The following is a 16,967-nucleotide window of genomic DNA, read 5'->3' on the forward strand; positions in this document are numbered from 1 at the left end:
CATCCATGTTAGGCGAATACTAAAAAAGCATCTCATCCGTGATGGATGAGATACCTCTTTTTAGCTAAAATACTTTACATAATTACAGTATTGATCTTGTTTCATATTAAGATTCTCATATAGCTTCCGTGCATGAACATTATCAGTTGCCGTTTGAAGCGTCACGTAGCGAGCATATTGCTGTTCACAATATTGAAATACCTTTTCCATCAATGCCTTGCCCACCCCTTGGCCTCTAGCTTCTTCTTTTACATAAATATCATTTAATATATATGCACGCTGTAATGCAATGGACGAAAATGTCGGATATAATTGTGCAAAGCCAATTATATTTCCATTTTCTACAACTACAAAAATAATGGATTCTTTTAAGGCCATTCGTAATTGTAAAAATGCCTTCGCACTGCTTACATCTGACTCAATCCCATAAAACTGGCGATATTCATCAAAAAGCACTGTTAGCTCCTCTAGCTCATTCATTGTTGCTTGAAGTATTTCCATCCTATTCTCCCCTTGTGTCTACCCATGATCGTCTAAAATTATGAATCTAGTTTTCATTATAAAGGAAAAAATGGAATAAACAAAAGAATATCCATCCTATTCTAGCAAGGAGATACTTTAGCACAGCTTTTCATCTAAAACTTCGGAAACAATTTGCTCAATATGTCTTCAGGTTCTATTCCACCTATTGCGAATGCTTTGAGGTGCCCGTATGTATTAGCAGGTTCCTTCTTTAAGAAAGATTTTTTAATGTATTTAAAGTTTTGTATCCTTATTATTTTAAATGAGTTTGGAGGATTCGTATGCTAAAAAGAAAGTTTGGAGACCGTTCACAATGGCAACGAGTTATAGAAAGAAAATATGGCCAGTCATACCTTGATTCTAAAGATTTTAAGGGTTATATCACTTTATTAAAAACAGTAAAAGTGACAGAACCCCTTTCCGTGAATTATGGAGAGAAAAGATTATGTATTGTCGATAATGGCTATATATGGTTGCAACAATTTCCTCTTGAGAAAAACCATGCAGTAACAACAATGTTTGATGCTAACGGAGAAATAATTCAATGGTATATTGATATTTGCAATAAAAACTCAATCGAAAATAATGTGCCTTGGATGGATGATTTATTTTTAGACCTCATTTTGTTGCCGTCAGGAGAGCTGATTGAAAAAGATGCTGATGAATTAGAAGAAGCTTATGTAGCTGGTATCATTGATAAATCTCTTTATGAATTGGCATGGAACGAACTAAACAGTATAAAAAGAGATATAAGTAAAGGTGAATTTAAATTGGTTAATCTTTCTAAGCAGCATAAGGAAATATTAGTAAATAAAATAAATTAACTTTGGTTCTTCTCCTTACAAAACTCCATTTCGAAGTCATCTTTATTCAAAATGGAGTTTATATGTATTGGCAGCTTATTAAGTTTTACGAGCACATTATATGTAACTTTTAGAACACTCTTTCAAATTGACTATCTAGCACTAATTGATCACCTTGCCATCTGGTAATTTGTCAGCCTTTATCCACTCTTCTACAAAACAGTTAAAGAACTCGGGGTTTGCTAGTGAGACACCGTGGCCGATGTTAGATAACACAACACCTTTACAATTTGGATTGCTATTGACAAGATGGGCGGCTGATTTTTTCATGTTGCCCTTCTCTTTTTCACCAACCGTTACTAAAATACCGCATTGAGCTTGAAGCTTCGCGAATGATTTATTTTTTATCAGCGGAAAAGATAATTTCACCACCCCTTCTTTCTTCGTTGTTGTATTTCTCGGGAAATAATCAGATTATTCTTTCATTTTATACACTGTATTTATTTTACTATTTTTAGTGTCATATTTATAGTTACTGCTGCATATATAATACTTGAAAAACATTTTGCATTTTTAATGAAGCATTGTGGCTCTTGGGATTGAGGAAGAAAGACAAAAAAATAATAAACATGGAGGTAATACAGATGGATCAAAACAAAACGAATGAACCAAAAGAATTATTAAAAGCCATTAACCCTTCCAGTTTAGGAGAATTTCCCCTCGCACCAATTAGTGGCTTATATGCATGGAGTGAACAGCTAATCCATGAGGAACTTCGCCTTGACGTAGACGGATACTACCCACAAATGGTAGCAAGCGGAACTATTATTTCAAACACGTCTTCTACTATTCATTGGATTGCCAAGTTAACAGCTAATGGTACAAATACTTGGACAGGCAATATTCGAAATAAATACCTAGACGAAATACAATCATTTCCTTATACAAATGTAAAAATACAGGTAACACGCGGTTCAATCCCTGAACAACATACTGCAGAAGTCATATTTCTTATCGGAGGGGAGACAGACAGAACTAGCACTTTCCAGTTTCAATCTCCTCACTTCCACCCTGTAGAATTTGAATTTGATGCTGAAGAAGGTACAACGCCATTCATAACCTATCAAACACATGCCCATCCAGACAAGCCTACATCTTTGCCGGATGAAACTTTGTCAATTTCAGAAGTTTTTAAACGCACTGGATTTGATGTAAAAATATCAGAAGGTAATAATATTGTTTCCAAAGACTATACAGGGACTGATAAAAAGTGGAACACTCAAGAGATGCATGATGCCATGCAAGTATATTGGTCACACTTTGATAATAAGCCCCAATGGTCCATGTGGACATTCTTTGCAAATTCGGAAGCTGAAGAAGGCCATGGTCTGGGCGGTATTATGTTTGATAGCATTGGTCCGAACCATCGTCAAGGAACAGCCATTTTTAATAATTCATTTATTTCCGATCCACCTAAAGGTGACCCCTCCCCAGAAGCTTGGGTACAGCGATATCGTTTTTGGTGTACTTGCCATGAGATGGGACATGCTTTCAATCTCCTGCACTCTTGGCAAAAACACCTAGGTCATCCTTGGGAACCGTTGGAGCGCCCTCTTACCCCAGAACCTAAGGCTCTAAGCTTTATGAATTATCCTTTCAAATTTGATGGCAACCAACAGGAGTTCTTTAAAAACTTTGAGTATCGTTTTAGTGATCAAGAGCTTTTATTTTTGCGACACGCTCCTGAGCTCTTCGTACAAATGGGTAATGCTGACTGGGCTGTTGATCATGGGTTTGAACAACCGATCATTTCTGATCACCCTTCTTTTAATCTTGAATTGAGAGTTAACCGTAAAACACCTATATTCCAATGGTTAGAACCTACCGTTATAGAAATCAAACTAACGAATACTTCAAATCAACCTCAGATAATAAATAAACATATTTTATCCGATTTATATGGAATGTCTGTAATGGTTAAAAAAGATGGCAAACAAGGTCGTCGCTTACTACCTTATGTTCAATTTTTAAGGAACCTAGAGAACAAGGTAATTATGCCTGGAGAATCACTGTATGAAACCATTTTCGCTTCCGTAGGGAAAAATGGCTGGTTAATTGATGATCCAGGATTCTATAACATTCAAGTAGCCCTGCAAATAAACGGCCATAACATCGTATCTAACAACTTAAGGCTACGAGTTTTACCACCTACAGGATACGATCAGGAATTCCTTGCTCAAGATTATTTCTCTGAAGAAGTCGGCCGGATTCTTGCATTTGACGGCAGCCGTTTTTTTGAAAAAGGGAACGATATCCTTCGTGAGGTAACAGAAAAACTTAGTGACCATGCTGTTGCTCTTCATGCTCATATCGCCCTTGCTAAACCGTTGGCGTTTGATTATCAATTCCTTGACTTCAAAGAAGACTCAGATACAAGAGGTAAAATCAAAATAATACCTGCCCAACCAGATGAGGCACGTAAACAGTTTACTTCTGCTTTAACTGCGCACAAACAAATAGCGGCTAAGACACTTTCCAACATAGATTATCATCAATATATGGTTACCTACAGTGAATTTCTAAGTAATCAAGCAGAAAACAAGGAAGCCGCAGAGGTACAGAATGTCCTTTATCAAACGCTGTCTGAACGGAATGTTCTAGACAGTGTATTACAAAAAATCAAAAATCGCAGCGAAATTTATGGACAAAAGGAAAATGAACACTTTACGAACAGCTAAAATAATTTAAGTTAAAACATTACTCATCGACAAAGATATTCAATTAAGATATAGAAAACTACAAATTGAAAACCGTTATTTCGAAAAAAGCTTGATCGAAATGACGGTTTTCTTTTGATTTTAACTAACTATTTCTTTATGAAATTAAACAAGTACTAGTTAGCTTAATAAGACGTAAGTGGTGCCATGATTATATAGTATTCCTTAAGAAACTAAATTCTTTACTCGTTCCTTTTACTTATGTTCGTCCCAAAAGTCCTTACTAAAACTCGTATTCGCATGATATTTCCCAACTGGTTTGGCAATATCTGAACCTCTAACGATCGTTCCTTTTCCAAACTTTTGTTCCATTTGATCAACGAGTTTAATGATTGGTTCTTCTTTTATATGTTCTTCAAAGTTAAATAACGTTAGCTGCTGTGTCGTTTCTTTAATATCACTGACATTCGATACGGTAACACCTAGTAATCGAACAGGCTCTTCACTCCAATGCTTATTAAATAAATACCACGCTTGCTCAATGATATCCTCTTTTGAATGAATCGCGTTATTGATGGACTTACTCCGTGTACATGTTTCCCAGTCTGCTGAACGAATGATGATACTTACGGTTACCCCTGCAAGTTTCTTAGCCTTTAATCTTTCCGCTACTTTTTCAGAAAGTGTTGCGATTACTTTATATAATTCATCTCTATCTGTCGTATCAAAAGAAAGTGTTGTAGAATTCCCTACACTTTTTGTATCGTATATTGCTTCTGGATCAACAGGTCTGTCATCTTCGCCATTTGCCTTTTGCTTCATACGTAGACCATTGATGCCAAAGTTTTGCTTTAATATATATTCATCAGCTACAGCTAGTTCTCCAATTGTTTGAATACCTAAATTACCTAATTTCTCCGCTGTACTTTTGCCAACCCCATGCATCTCAATTACATTCATCGGCCATAGTATTGTTGGTACATCTCGCTTACGGAGTATTGTAATACCCATCGGCTTTTTCATGTCACTTGCCATTTTCGCCAAAAATTTATTTGGCGCAATGCCGATTGAACAAGGGAGTTGCAGTTCGTTCCAGATTCTATCTTGAATATTTTGTACGTGTTGCAATACATTTTGGCCATCGACTATAGGAAGTTGCAAATAACCTTCATCGATTGAAACTGGTTGAAGAATTTCGCTATACTCTTTTAACAAATTAAAAAAAGACTTAGACGCAGCTCTATATCGTTCAAAATTAGGAGGTAGTACAATTAGCTCTGGGCACTTTCGCCGCGCCTCCCCGACATTCATAGTTGTATAAACACCTCTTGCTCTTGCTTCATAACTACAAGTAATTATAATACCTCTACGCTCTTTAGGATTCCCAGCTATAGCTATGGCCTTGCCTTTTAAACTCGGGTCATAAATCTGTTCTACTGAAGCATAAAAACTATTCATATCAATATGGAGAATGATTCTTGATTTATTAGCCATAATATTCCCTCCATAAATAACGTATTTTCGGCAACATCTAAATCGATTTAATGATGTGTATTTCTTGTTTAGATAGATGCGAAACGATAGGCAAAATTCTACGCTCCGTAAAACAAGAATATTTGTTCTTATTTTATCATCAAAAGGGATGTTTTGGCTATCACTAAGCGACATTCCTCACCTATTTTCTCATCGGAAACTGTCCCCGTTAGCTACTTGGTTTAATGTATTCTCCCGTTGAAGCATTAAAGCTTGCAGTATTCATTGTTGTGACACTTTATTCCATTTCAAAGTAGGCGGATATACTAATTCAATCACTTGTTTTATTGATCATTCTTGTTGTACATCGACTTCAAATGTAGCTTCATTTAATGAACAAGCAAATAATTTTTCGCTAGCACCAACTGAAATTAACAAATTTTTTTCATTTTCTTGATTCCGCTTCGTTAGTAAACTAAAAGAAATCCTACTAACATGAAAGCTAATAGGATTTCTTATCAAACTTTATTTTAATACCACAGTAACATTAAAACTTATCTCGATATTTGCTGTTCCAATTAAATCTGCTAAAAGAAATGCGTCTAATCCTAAGACTTGCTAGTGATATTTTTGAATCATATAGTAAAAATTAAAAAGCTAAGAGTATTCAATTAAATGAAAACTCTCAGCTTTTTTGCATTACGGCAACCAGAGGAGATTGTGACAAGTAGTCGCCAAAAGATGCTCTAAGTGACGTGTTAGGATGTAAGCAATCCAGAAAGCCAACACTGCATATCATTTGGACCGATCTAATATTAAATCTGTTTGATCTCGAATAATGTATGCTTCCGGAGTAGCAATATTGGCTCTTTCCGTCATAGCGTTAGCATGGTAATATAAAGGATTTGTCTCATATAGATAATCATCAAATTGTATTCCTGTAATTTCAGTTATTGTTGTTAAAGGAACTTGGTATTGTGTTAGTACATCCATTTTCTCTAGTAAGCGATTTTTTGTCGAAGAACGAAATTCCGCCTTTACGTTATGTCTCCAATAATCATCCTGTAATATTTTAAATGCGACTGAACGGAGCCTATCATCAACCCCTATATAAAAAGCTACTTTCCAAAATCCGGCCGGTATCTTTATACCGCAACCTAAGGGTTTTTGATATCCACAGTACTCCCTGTCATTTTCCGTAAAGATCGGCCCAGTGAAAATTGAGAATTTTTTATTTTTGCTCTTAGTTTGATTAATAATCCACCCTTCGATGTCTCCCCATTTTGTATGATGAAACTCCTTATGTTGAGGGGCAATATTTGCAAAGCAAAATGAATCACAATCTCCGTCCTTTGCTTCATCTCTTTCTCCCCAACCTACATCATCTCTTCTAACAAGGTGACCTCTATCCCACAAGTCTGCTTGCCCTCCTTCATATAACCATCCACCTACCTGGTTTTCCTCTCCAATCCGATCGTCAGTATGCCAATTATTACATCTTCTAAGTTGTATATCCCGTTCTTTATCCGTATTGTTCGCTCCATAAATGGCAAATTTCCGCTCTTTATTCATCACAATTGAAAAGTGCGTAAATGGATAAACTTTACCTCCTTCCAATGCTACTTGGCCTATATCTTCACGTAAACGTGGAAATGGGATAGGAAACTCTTCGCCTAAAAAGGTAGTATCAAAGCCTTTATTTAAACCCATTTTTGAACGACCTCCTTCTTATCTAGAAATCAAACCTAACAACTAGATCCTCTTGGACATTGCAAATATAGCAGAAATATGTTGCTCAAGAAAATAAAACAAAAGGGTGGGCATGTCCTAATTTTTTTTGTTTCTATTTATATATTTGCACTGAGCAGCATATATGACTTCCACAAGCTGCTACGAAATAACTAATTCATCATTTGTTATGAAAAAGAATTCTAAATATTAAATGTTGACTTTTTGACTGAAGAAAAGCTTTCATTTTGAAAAAGTATCACTTGTCCTAACATATTCTAATCAACAAATGAATAATCCCCATCACTTTCAAGTAGATCCTTCAATATAATTAGTGCTTGTTCAAGCTGATTTTCCGGTGCAGTGATGGCCAAACGCACCGCATTGATCGGTTTCACATTTCCCACAGCAAAGCGTTCAGCTGCATATACTTGCACACCTGCTTTTGATGCAAGCAATTCAAACTGCACACCAGTAAATTTTTCAGGCAGTATAAGCCATCTAAATATGCATTCTTCTTCCCCTAAAATGTTATAATCCCCTAAATATTGATTGACTAGTGAATTTTGTTGTTTTGCATACAATCGATGTTTCTCTAAAATGGATTGTGCAACACCATCATGAATCATCCTCGCTGTTAACTCCACCATCATCGGAGACACTGAGATATTTATATTATAAAGTGTTTCCATTATTTTCTTCCGAAGCGTTAAAGGTGTAACAATAAAGGATAGTCGTAAGCCCGGCGAGATGGTTTTTGACATACTAGCAATATAAATAACCTTTTCTGGTGCATAGGAAGCTATTGGTGCAAATGGCTGCTCCTTCAGAAAACTATATATCGCATCTTCTATGACGATTAAGCCTGTCTGCCTTGCAACTACCGCAATCATTTTTCTTGTTTCCATCGACATTGTATGGGTAGTAGGGTTATGAAAATCAGGAATAACATAAAGACCTTTAATATGCTCATTTTTACAAGCGTATAATAGCCCCTCTCTTGTCATTTCTCCATTTCTTTGTTGGATGGCTACGAGTTGGATACCAAGCATATTTGCCGCTGTTTTTATCCCTGCATATGTAATGGGATCTGTTCCAATTCGATCACCTGGCTGAAACAAAGCAGCTAATGTTCCAACAATGGCATTTTGTCCCCCCGCTCCAAGCAATATAGGTTGATCCGTTTGATAGTTGACTTTTTCCAAAAGCTTCATTGCCGCCTCCGTTTGCCACGCATTACCTTCAGGTCGTCCGTATTGAAATAATTTGCTAAAATTCGGGTCATTCATCATCTTTTTCATATACCGTGTAATGTCCTCATTTGCATGATTTTCTGGTAATACAGACCCCATTTCAATCATATGAGAAGAATTACTAGTCGGTAATAAAATTTTATTCGTCGCGGCGTCTGATGAAACGAATGTTCCGCTTCCAATCGAGGCATAAATAAGCCCCTTCTGTCCACAAAGCTTAAACGCCCTTGTGATCGTGCTTAAATTAACGTCTAAAAAGTCAGCTAATTCCCGCTGTGGAGGAAGCTTAGTTCCTGGCGATAATTTTCCATTCTTTATATCTTGTTCAAGCTGTTCGGCAATTGCTATATATAACGGAGCCGAAATATTGCTTATATCGGGCTTCCAACTCATCGGATATTCTTCAAACGAATTTACTGGCATTAGCACAGCCCCTTCTTTCTCTTTGATTGCATACAATATTTAATTGTCTTGCATACAATGATAATATTGTATGCAAATGATTACAATGATATAATTTTTAAAAAATCAGAAAAAAGGACCGATACATTATGCAATTTTCAGAAAGAATTTTAAAAACCCCATCTTCATTCATCCGAAATATTTTGAAAGTAACTGATGCAGAGGATGTCATTTCCTTTGCAGGGGGTCTTCCTAACCCAATCTCGTTCCCGATTGATGCGTTACAGGCATCTGCGAACCATGCCATTGCTGAAAATGGCAGTCGTCTATTCCAATATTCATCTACGCAGGGTTATGCGCCTTTACGTGAATACATCGCTGCAAAATATCAACGTGTACACGGACTAGACATCCATGCTGACGATGTATTTATTACTACAGGCTCACAACAGGCTCTTGAATTAATTGGGAAAGTACTAATTAACAAAGGTGATGGCATTATTATTGAAGAACCTGGTTATTTAGGTGCCATTCAAGCCTTCACATTAAGTGAACCTACATTTTATGGAGTAACTCTCGAAAATGATGGCTTAAACTTAGAAGAATTAGAGAAAGCCCTTCAGCAACCAAATGTAAAATTCATTTATACAGTACCAAACTTCCAAAACCCAACAGGACTAACGTATTCTAAAGAAAAACGTCAGCAAATTTACGAAATCATTTCAAAATACGATGTAGCGTTAATCGAGGATGACCCATATGGAGAATTACGCTTCGAAGGTGAGCCACTACCATACATTGGTGCTGGTAAATTAGAAAATAGTATTTTGCTAGGTTCTTTCTCTAAAACAGTCACACCAGGAATGCGTCTTGGCTTTATCATTACAAAAAATAAAGAATTAATGCAGCATATTGAAACAGCCAAGCAAGCAACTGACCTACACACAAATATTTTCTCTCAATATGTCATTTATGATTATTTAGCAAACAATGACTATACGGAGCATGTCCAAAAAATTAAAGCATTATATCAAAATCAAGCACAGGCAATGCTAGATGCGATGGAAGAGTTCTTCCCTGCACATGTGGACTACACACGACCTGAAGGTGGAATGTTCATTTGGGCTACAATGAACAATGGAGCATCATCCTTAGATATTTTCCATAAAGCAATGGAGCAAAAAGTTGCTTTCGTACCTGGCGACCCATTCTACACTTCGAAAACGAATGTGAATACAATGCGACTAAACTATACAAATGCAACACCAGAAGTGATCCGTGAAGGTATTAAACGTTTAGGTAGTATTTTATAATCAAAGCAAGAGAAAACCGTATGAGCGCTTTTGAACGCTTGTACGGTTTTCTACATTATACAGGATAATAGATGGTCATACTTAATCGTGTTAAAAGGCATAGTAGGTGTAATCAGTACATTCAGTTGGACCTTATTTGGTTCAGCTTTTCAAGCAGTACCAGCAACCGTTTAATATCGTGATGGCGCTTTTATGAGTGTGTAGTGCCATTTCAATTCTCATTCATTCATAGTTTTGTACAACGTAAAAACAACCCTCTTCGACGCGATAGCGCACAAAGAGGGTTGCTGATCTTTCACTACTTATATTATTTTGTATATGTTAAAACGGCATTTTTTTTGAATTTAGCTAAAGCTTGTGTTGCCTCATTTTTGTTTGTATACTCAAAAATTCGAACGTCCTTTTTATCAAATACTGTAATAACCCACATTAATAAAATCTCCCTTCCAACTCGTTTTTGTAATATAACAATCAATGAAAATCGTGCTACTTTTTCTAACTGTATCACAACAACCTCTTGCTCAATTCTTATTTTACACCGATTTTTTTAAAAAGAAAGCATTATGTGAAGCCCTTCACAAACTGTTCAATTTCAAAACGCTTTCATTGAACAATTTGTGAAAACCTAAATTTTCAAGGTATAAAAACAATCTTTATACCGTTTCAATATTGTCTATCCGTCGTTCGGGGTACACTATCGATTACTTTCTCCTTTCTTATCCGTTCAATACAAAAAAACCGTATGTACGCCTTTTCCACGACGCACATACGGCTTTTCAATTTCGATGATAATTAAGTAGTAGTAGTAAATTTTATTTCATAAGTTTTATTTAGCAGAACGCTTCTTCTTGCTTCGCTGATAATTCAATTTCAAAGCCTAAATCCTCAAGCATACGATAATCACTGTTTGCTTCTTGACCTTCAGTTGTTAAGTAATCCCCTACAAAGATACTGTTTGCTGCATATAGACCTAGTGGCTGAAGTGACCCAAGATTGACTTCGCGACCACCAGAAATACGAATTTCTTTTGTTGGATTAATATAACGGAACAACGCTAAAACCTTTAAACAATAGCGTGGATTTAATTCTTTCGTTCCTTCTAGTTTCGTACCGTCAATCGCGTTTAAGAAGTTGACAGGAATAGAATCCGCGTCTAATTGATGAAGTGCACGTGCAATATTCACGACATCCTCTTTTGTTTCTTTCATACCGATAATGGCACCTGAGCAAGGTGATATTCCATGCTTTTTCGCAATCTCAACCGTATTTACACGGTCCTCATACGTATGGGACGTAGTAATATAGGAGTGATGTCGTTCAGATGTATTTAAGTTATGGTTGTAACGGTCTACCCCCGCTTCTTTTAATTGCTGTGCCTGTTCTTCTTTTAATAAGCCAAGACAGGCACATACTTTTAAGCCATACTTTTCTTTAATTTCTGACACAGCCTCACTTACGACATTGACATCCTTTCGAGTTGGCCCACGACCACTTGCTACGATGCAATAAGTACCAATTTTATTGTCAAATGCTCGTTTTGCCCCCGCTAAAATTTCCTCTTTCGTAATGAATGGATATTTGTCAATCGGAGCTGTTGATTTAGATGACTGTGAACAATAGCCACAATCCTCTGGGCAATAACCGCTCTTAGCATTCATAATCATATTTAATTTTACTTTTTTCCCATAATAGTGCTTACGAATGGCAAAGGCTCCGTCCATCACCTTCAAAAGCTCATCATCGTCACTATTTAAAATAGCAAGAGCCTCCTCATTGCTAATGATCTTCCCCTCAATAACTTCCTCTGCTAATTGTAACCAATTCATTAGACATTCTCCCTCTCTACTTGTACAATCTATCAAATATGCCACGGCATAATTGCGTCCGGAATCGGCTTTGTGCTTAGGCCTGCAGATGTTTTTTGTGCGAAAGCGCAGTGCTAACGTATCGGCAGCAGCATGATGCAGGTCAGTTAGCCGTTATCGCATGGATGCGATGGTTTTGGGCTAACATCCCCTAAGTATTCCTTTCCGATTCCGTGACATCCGCCGGAGGCTATAACTTATTTCAGCTAATGTTGGATATCCGCTAAAAAACAACTTAAATCTGCATTTATCTCTCTACCTATAGAGGTGGGAGACTTCTGTAGCTGACGCTTTGCTTTCGCTACAAAAGAGATTTGCTGAAAGAAGGTATTGCCCTTGCTGAATTAAATACTTTGTAAAGTCGCTCAGCCAGAAGTGCAGAAGCGATTGCTAAGCAAAAATCTGCAACAATACTGTTTAAAAAGCCAACTAAGAAAATATGTGACCAGCTAGTTTCCATGTGTAACCAGAAATTCAAAGACACATATAAATATGGAACGGCCACCGCATAAATAACGATAAGCCCGACAATATTTGCACCGATAAAATGTTTTTTCGTTGGAGTATCCACTCTTTCAATGATGAAACCAATGACTAAAGCTGCCAGTGCAAAGCCAATAAGATAACCAAATGTTGGTTGCAGTACATAGGTGATGCCTCCACCTTGTGTAAAAACGGGCAAGCCAACTAAACCAACGCCTATATAGACGAGCTGACTTTGAAATCCATTGCGACTGCCGAGCAAGCAACCTGCTAAAAAAACAAAGACAATTTGTAGTGTAAAGGGCACTACAGGTAGCGGTATTTTAATAAACGCCCCGATTGCGGTTAAAGCGGCAAACAGCGCAATCATGACAAGTGACAGTGTTGATTGTCGTTTGAACAAACTACTCCCTCCCACTCCTCAAAAAATTGCATAAGCGTTTCTTTTGTTGTATCAATCATAAAACGCATTTCATCATCAGATATAATGTAAGGAGGCATGAAATATAATATATTGCCAAGAGGACGAATCAGTAAGCCTTTCTCTAAAGCACGTTTATAGATTTGATAACCGATACGTTCTTCACTTGGAAGTGGCTCCTTTGTTTCACGATTGGCGACTAGTTCAATAGCGCCAACTAACCCTACCTGTCGATATTCGCCAACAAATGGCAATTGTTCAAATGCCTGCATAGCTAGCTTTCGCATACGTTCACCCTTGTTTTGTACAATGTCGATCACACGCTCCTCTTCAAACATTGTTAAAACTTCTAGAGCTACTCGACAAGCCAGTGTATTACCAGAATAGCTATGAGAGTGTAAAAACGCTTTCATCGTGCCATAATCATCATAAAAAGCGTTGTAAACAGCGTCAGTCGTTAATACAGCGGATAGTGGCAAATAACCACCTGTTAAACCTTTTGACAAGCACATAAAATCTGGAGCAATATCTGCTTGCTCACAAGCAAATAGTGTACCTGTACGCCCAAAACCAACTGCAATTTCATCTGCGATTAAATGAATATCGTATTTTGTACAAAGCTCTCGTAATCGCTTCAAATAGATTGGAGGGTACATTTTCATACCCGCTGCCGCTTGAATTAGTGGCTCAATAATAACTGCGGTAATTTCTTCATGATGCTGATGAAGCTCTTCTTCAACAAATTGTATACATTGGGCATGACAGCTTTCAGGCTTCTCTTTGAAAGGACATCGGAAGCAATCTGGCCCCTGTGCACGCACCGTATCCAATAATAGTGGCTGATATACTTCGTTATACAACCCTACCCCTCCAACAGATAAGGCACCAAGTGTTTCACCGTGATAAGCATCCGTTAAAGCTAAAAACCGCTTTTTCGTTGTTTTTCCAGTTTGCATATGATACTGAAAACTCATTTTTAGTGCGACCTCTATAGCTGATGAGCCGTTGTCTGCAAAAAATACTTTATTTAAACCATCCGGCGTTAAGGCTACTAATTTTTCTGCCACCTTAATCGCAGGTTCATGTGAAAAGTTCGCAAAAATCGCATGTTCTAATGTAAATGCTTGATCACTTAATGCCTGACTAATACGAGGATTCGCATGTCCAAACAAATTAACCCACCAAGAAGATACGGCGTCTAAATAGCGATGATTATTTTCATCGTAAAGCCAAACACCTTGTCCTTTTTTAAGTACAATAGGCGGAAATTGCTCATAGTCCTTCATTTGTGAGCATGGATGCCAGACATGTTGTAAATCTCTTTTCTGCAATTCAGTTAATGCTTGTTTCATAGTTGACCAGCCTTTCAAACAAAGATGTACCCGAAATGGAATAGTCAACAGCTTGTGAAATATCTGGAAGCTTTGGAATCGTCGCATATGGTAAATCATGATGTTGTAGAATCGTTTTCACATTATCTTGTTCCATCTTACTGCCTGTGTCTCCATTAAATACAATGCCAAGAACCTCAACATTTCGAGTATGTAAAGCCTCGAGAGTTAGCAAGGTATGGTTAATCGTTCCTAGTGTTGTTCGTGTGACAATAACAACTGGAAGCTTACTTTGAACGATTACATCAAGGAGAGTATTTTCTCCAAATGTATCCAATGGAACAAAAAGTCCCCCTGCTCCCTCACAAATCACGACATCGTTTGATTGCTGTAACTTCTGAATTTGCTGTAATAAATGCTCCACATTAATTTGCTGGCCCTCCAGTTGCGCAGCAAAATGTGGTGATGCGGCTTCCTTAAACGAATAGCCATTTAAATTTTCTGGCTCCAGTCTTTGTAATGAATACTTTTCATACATTGCTGTATCGTAGTAATAGCAATGCCCATTCTCATGTACCTCGCCCGTTTGCACAGGCTTGTAAGGCGTGACTTGTAGATTATGCTGCTGTAATTGTCGCATCAGTAATGTGGTGATAACCGTTTTACCGACATCTGTATCTGTCCCTACAACCCAAAAATGTTGCATTGTTAACCTCCCCCTTTAAGTTAACTAATTATATTTCTAAAGTTAACACATATATTTTTATTTTGTAAATGCTATTTCCATATTTCTTCATAAACGATACTTTTCTTAACAAAAAATAAGGAATTTTGCGATAATTTAATAAGTTTTTAATTCACAAAAAACTCTAGGCTCTTACCTTGAGGTAAAAATCTAGTGCCATATTGTTAAAAAACTATATTTTGTCAATGATATTTGTCCAATTAAATAAAGTTTGGCTGTTCGGCAATACGAGGGGTTGATTTCCGTTCCGACTGGGCGCTTTGTGCTGTGCGAAAGTGGAGTGCTAACGAAGCGGCAGCAACAACTGTTTTCTGTGCGAAAGCGGAGTGTTAACGAAGCGGCAGCAACAACTGTTTTCTGTGCGAAAGTGGAGTGTTAACGAAGCGGCAGCAACAACTGTTTTCTGTGCGAAAGTGGAGTGTTAACGAAGCGGCAGCAACAACTGTTTTCTGTGCGAAAGTGGAGTGTTAACGAAGCGGCAGCAACAATATTTCAACTGCGCGAAAAGGAAAGCATTTTTTCCGGATATTATCAAAAATTTAAAGGATTTCCTTCTTCGTTCGTAGTATTAAAACTAGACGGGGGTGGTTGTATGTTTGGTATTTTTAAAGAATCAGAAAAGATTATAGATACATATGAGCAAGTTGCTTTTATTTTAAAATACTTGCTCACATACGAGCTAAAAGACTTACCTATTCGTTATGAATTTTGGTATCGCGTGGCTATTCGTCAGGAAGAATTGCGAACATTAAATACTGAGCATCGAGCAAAGATTACGATGACTACAGCAGTAGGTCGCTTTCACAAAGCACAATATGAGGTAACGAAACAACAATTGGCAAAGCTTGAGCGCCTCGCAGATATATATAAATCGTTTTGTATCGCGGAAGAACGAGAAGCATTAAACCATCGACTCCATTTCCAAAAGGAAGCGATTACGGAGCTATATGAGCATGTTCAAAATAAAGAGCTATATCTATATTGTGATTCTGTACAGCAACAATTTTGGGATGCAGTCAGTGAAGATATATTAAATGCAATTGCCCACCTGGATTAGCAGATGGGCAATTTCCAGGTCTATCTATTTTTCTATGAGTCTTCCTTTATCCATCTGTACAAGTCGATAAAAACATTTAAAGGCTTCTCTTCTATAGCCATCGCGAAAACGATTCCTTCCTCCTACGTAATGGACAGTACTATAGCGCCTTTCCCCCTTGCAAATGATATTCCACATATCTTTTGCGATATCCGCTTTCCTTTCTTCATGATTCACTATTTTTGGCATATCTTTATAATCTTTTTTAATACAATTGTTTTAATTAAAAACTTACGGTACTTTAATTACTATAACTGTATTAATTAAAGTTTGGAGGTTTTATATGATTGCCTGGATTATTACTGCGGAAATCGCCTTTTGGATTGTTATTATTCTAGGGCTTATTTGCAGATATGTTTTGAAAATGCCGAAACTGAGCATTTTCTTTTTTGCACTAACACCTGTTATAGATTTGTTACTTGTCACCCTCACTGCACTAGATTTAAAAGCAGGCACTTCCGCTTCTATATCTCACGGTATAGCAGCTATCTACATTGGGGTCTCCATAGCCTATGGTAAAACGATGATTACATGGGCAGATGAAAAATTCCAACAATGGTTTTTAAAATCTGTCCATAAAAAAGAGCCATTGACTGGAATGGCAAAAGGTAAGCATGAAATGAAAATGCTTGGACAGCATATTGTTGCCTTCATCATTGGTACTGGATTATTGTATGCTATGTCTCTTTTCGTTGGTTCAAATTCTGATACATCTCCCCTATTTCAAGTAATGAAAGTTTGGGGTATTGTCCTTGCGATTGATACTGCAATAAGCATTTCATATGTTTTATTCCCCAAAAAGAAATAACTCAAAT

Annotated in this window: 16 protein-coding genes; 6 read left to right on the forward strand and 10 right to left on the reverse strand. The window is 37.1% G+C overall.

Annotated elements, in window-relative coordinates:
- Nucleotides 1-60: 60 nt before the first annotated feature.
- A complete protein-coding gene (locus tag AB9L17_RS14930) occupies nucleotides 61-501 on the reverse strand; it encodes a GNAT family N-acetyltransferase (protein ID WP_068984715.1) in 441 nt (146 codons plus the stop codon).
- A gap of 302 nt (nucleotides 502-803) precedes the next feature.
- On the opposite strand from AB9L17_RS14930, the gene AB9L17_RS14935 reads away from it, so the two are divergent.
- Nucleotides 804-1,346 (forward strand): DUF402 domain-containing protein, encoded by a 543-nt coding sequence (locus tag AB9L17_RS14935; protein WP_068984716.1) that lies wholly within the window; start codon nucleotides 804-806, stop codon nucleotides 1,344-1,346.
- Nucleotides 1,347-1,487: 141 nt separating this feature from the next.
- Here the strand turns inward: AB9L17_RS14935 and AB9L17_RS14940 are convergent, their stop codons facing one another.
- The gene (locus AB9L17_RS14940) at nucleotides 1,488-1,757 is read right to left on the reverse strand and encodes an alpha/beta fold hydrolase (RefSeq protein WP_375199344.1); all 270 of its coding nucleotides are present in this window, start codon (nucleotides 1,755-1,757) and stop codon (nucleotides 1,488-1,490) included.
- Nucleotides 1,758-1,969: 212 nt separating this feature from the next.
- Here AB9L17_RS14940 and AB9L17_RS14945 point away from each other — a divergent pair, with 212 nt between their 5' ends.
- Nucleotides 1,970-4,063: a hypothetical protein gene (locus AB9L17_RS14945; protein WP_375199345.1), complete on the forward strand. Its 2,094-nt coding sequence runs from the start codon at nucleotides 1,970-1,972 to the stop codon at nucleotides 4,061-4,063.
- Between the two features lie 234 nt (nucleotides 4,064-4,297).
- On the opposite strand, the gene AB9L17_RS14950 is transcribed toward AB9L17_RS14945, so the two are convergent.
- The 3 genes from AB9L17_RS14950 to AB9L17_RS14960 all read right to left on the reverse strand — a co-directional run bounded on the left by AB9L17_RS14950 (nucleotide 4,298) and on the right by AB9L17_RS14960 (nucleotide 8,919).
- A complete protein-coding gene (locus AB9L17_RS14950; protein WP_068984718.1) occupies nucleotides 4,298-5,536 on the reverse strand; it encodes a DNA polymerase IV in 1,239 nt (412 codons plus the stop codon).
- A gap of 774 nt (nucleotides 5,537-6,310) precedes the next feature.
- Complete coding sequence (locus tag AB9L17_RS14955) at nucleotides 6,311-7,225, reverse strand: DNA/RNA non-specific endonuclease (RefSeq protein ID WP_375199346.1); 915 nt, start codon at nucleotides 7,223-7,225, stop codon at nucleotides 6,311-6,313.
- A 296-nt stretch (nucleotides 7,226-7,521) separates the two neighbouring features.
- Complete coding sequence (locus AB9L17_RS14960; RefSeq protein WP_223553347.1) at nucleotides 7,522-8,919, reverse strand: PLP-dependent aminotransferase family protein; 1,398 nt, start codon at nucleotides 8,917-8,919, stop codon at nucleotides 7,522-7,524.
- Between the two features lie 128 nt (nucleotides 8,920-9,047).
- On the opposite strand from AB9L17_RS14960, the gene AB9L17_RS14965 reads away from it, so the two are divergent.
- Entirely contained in the window at nucleotides 9,048-10,211 is a 1,164-nt protein-coding gene (locus tag AB9L17_RS14965) for a PLP-dependent aminotransferase family protein (RefSeq protein WP_068984721.1), read from the forward strand.
- A gap of 307 nt (nucleotides 10,212-10,518) precedes the next feature.
- Here the strand turns inward: AB9L17_RS14965 and AB9L17_RS14970 are convergent, their stop codons facing one another.
- The 5 genes from AB9L17_RS14970 to bioD form a co-directional block, all read right to left on the reverse strand.
- On the reverse strand, nucleotides 10,519-10,719 hold the full coding sequence (locus AB9L17_RS14970) for a hypothetical protein (RefSeq protein WP_068984722.1): 201 nt from the start codon (nucleotides 10,717-10,719) through the stop codon (nucleotides 10,519-10,521).
- A 322-nt stretch (nucleotides 10,720-11,041) separates the two neighbouring features.
- The gene (gene bioB / locus AB9L17_RS14975; RefSeq protein WP_068984723.1) at nucleotides 11,042-12,037 is read right to left on the reverse strand and encodes a biotin synthase BioB; all 996 of its coding nucleotides are present in this window, start codon (nucleotides 12,035-12,037) and stop codon (nucleotides 11,042-11,044) included.
- Between the two features lie 340 nt (nucleotides 12,038-12,377).
- Complete coding sequence (locus tag AB9L17_RS14980; protein WP_068984724.1) at nucleotides 12,378-12,962, reverse strand: biotin transporter BioY; 585 nt, start codon at nucleotides 12,960-12,962, stop codon at nucleotides 12,378-12,380.
- Nucleotides 12,926-14,332: an adenosylmethionine--8-amino-7-oxononanoate transaminase gene (gene bioA / locus AB9L17_RS14985; protein WP_068984725.1), complete on the reverse strand. Its 1,407-nt coding sequence runs from the start codon at nucleotides 14,330-14,332 to the stop codon at nucleotides 12,926-12,928. The genes AB9L17_RS14980 and bioA overlap by 37 nt, the downstream gene beginning before the upstream one ends.
- A complete protein-coding gene (gene bioD / locus AB9L17_RS14990) occupies nucleotides 14,313-15,017 on the reverse strand; it encodes a dethiobiotin synthase (RefSeq protein WP_223553351.1) in 705 nt (234 codons plus the stop codon). Before bioD ends, bioA begins: the two co-directional genes overlap by 20 nt.
- Before the next feature lie 274 nt (nucleotides 15,018-15,291).
- Between bioD and AB9L17_RS14995 the strand changes: the two genes are divergently transcribed.
- From AB9L17_RS14995 to AB9L17_RS15005, 3 genes are all read left to right on the forward strand, one after another.
- Nucleotides 15,292-15,435, forward strand: a complete 144-nt coding sequence (locus AB9L17_RS14995; RefSeq protein ID WP_375199347.1) for a hypothetical protein — start codon at nucleotides 15,292-15,294, stop codon at nucleotides 15,433-15,435.
- A 39-nt stretch (nucleotides 15,436-15,474) separates the two neighbouring features.
- Complete coding sequence (locus AB9L17_RS15000; protein ID WP_375199348.1) at nucleotides 15,475-16,113, forward strand: hypothetical protein; 639 nt, start codon at nucleotides 15,475-15,477, stop codon at nucleotides 16,111-16,113.
- 322 nt (nucleotides 16,114-16,435) lie between these two features.
- Nucleotides 16,436-16,960, forward strand: a complete 525-nt coding sequence (locus AB9L17_RS15005; protein ID WP_068984728.1) for a hypothetical protein — start codon at nucleotides 16,436-16,438, stop codon at nucleotides 16,958-16,960.
- Nucleotides 16,961-16,967 lie beyond the last annotated feature (7 nt).

This window comes from Lysinibacillus sp. RS11 (genome assembly GCF_042019215.1).
Taxonomy (GTDB): domain Bacteria; phylum Bacillota; class Bacilli; order Bacillales_A; family Planococcaceae; genus Lysinibacillus; species Lysinibacillus xylanilyticus_A.

Excerpts from the sequence above, each read along its gene's own strand:
- AB9L17_RS14930 (WP_068984715.1), bottom strand. The coding sequence starts at position 501 with ATGGAAATACTTCAAGCAACAATGAATGAGCTAGAGGAGCTAACAGTG.
- AB9L17_RS14935 (WP_068984716.1), top strand. The coding sequence starts at position 804 with ATGCTAAAAAGAAAGTTTGGAGACCGTTCACAATGGCAACGAGTTATA.
- AB9L17_RS14945 (WP_375199345.1), top strand. The coding sequence starts at position 1,970 with ATGGATCAAAACAAAACGAATGAACCAAAAGAATTATTAAAAGCCATT.
- AB9L17_RS14950 (WP_068984718.1), bottom strand. The coding sequence starts at position 5,536 with ATGGCTAATAAATCAAGAATCATTCTCCATATTGATATGAATAGTTTT.
- AB9L17_RS14955 (WP_375199346.1), bottom strand. The coding sequence starts at position 7,225 with ATGGGTTTAAATAAAGGCTTTGATACTACCTTTTTAGGCGAAGAGTTT.
- AB9L17_RS14960 (WP_223553347.1), bottom strand. The coding sequence starts at position 8,919 with ATGCCAGTAAATTCGTTTGAAGAATATCCGATGAGTTGGAAGCCCGAT.
- AB9L17_RS14965 (WP_068984721.1), top strand. The coding sequence starts at position 9,048 with ATGCAATTTTCAGAAAGAATTTTAAAAACCCCATCTTCATTCATCCGA.
- bioB (WP_068984723.1), bottom strand. The coding sequence starts at position 12,037 with ATGAATTGGTTACAATTAGCAGAGGAAGTTATTGAGGGGAAGATCATT.
- bioA (WP_068984725.1), bottom strand. The coding sequence starts at position 14,332 with ATGAAACAAGCATTAACTGAATTGCAGAAAAGAGATTTACAACATGTC.
- bioD (WP_223553351.1), bottom strand. The coding sequence starts at position 15,017 with ATGCAACATTTTTGGGTTGTAGGGACAGATACAGATGTCGGTAAAACG.
- AB9L17_RS15005 (WP_068984728.1), top strand. The coding sequence starts at position 16,436 with ATGATTGCCTGGATTATTACTGCGGAAATCGCCTTTTGGATTGTTATT.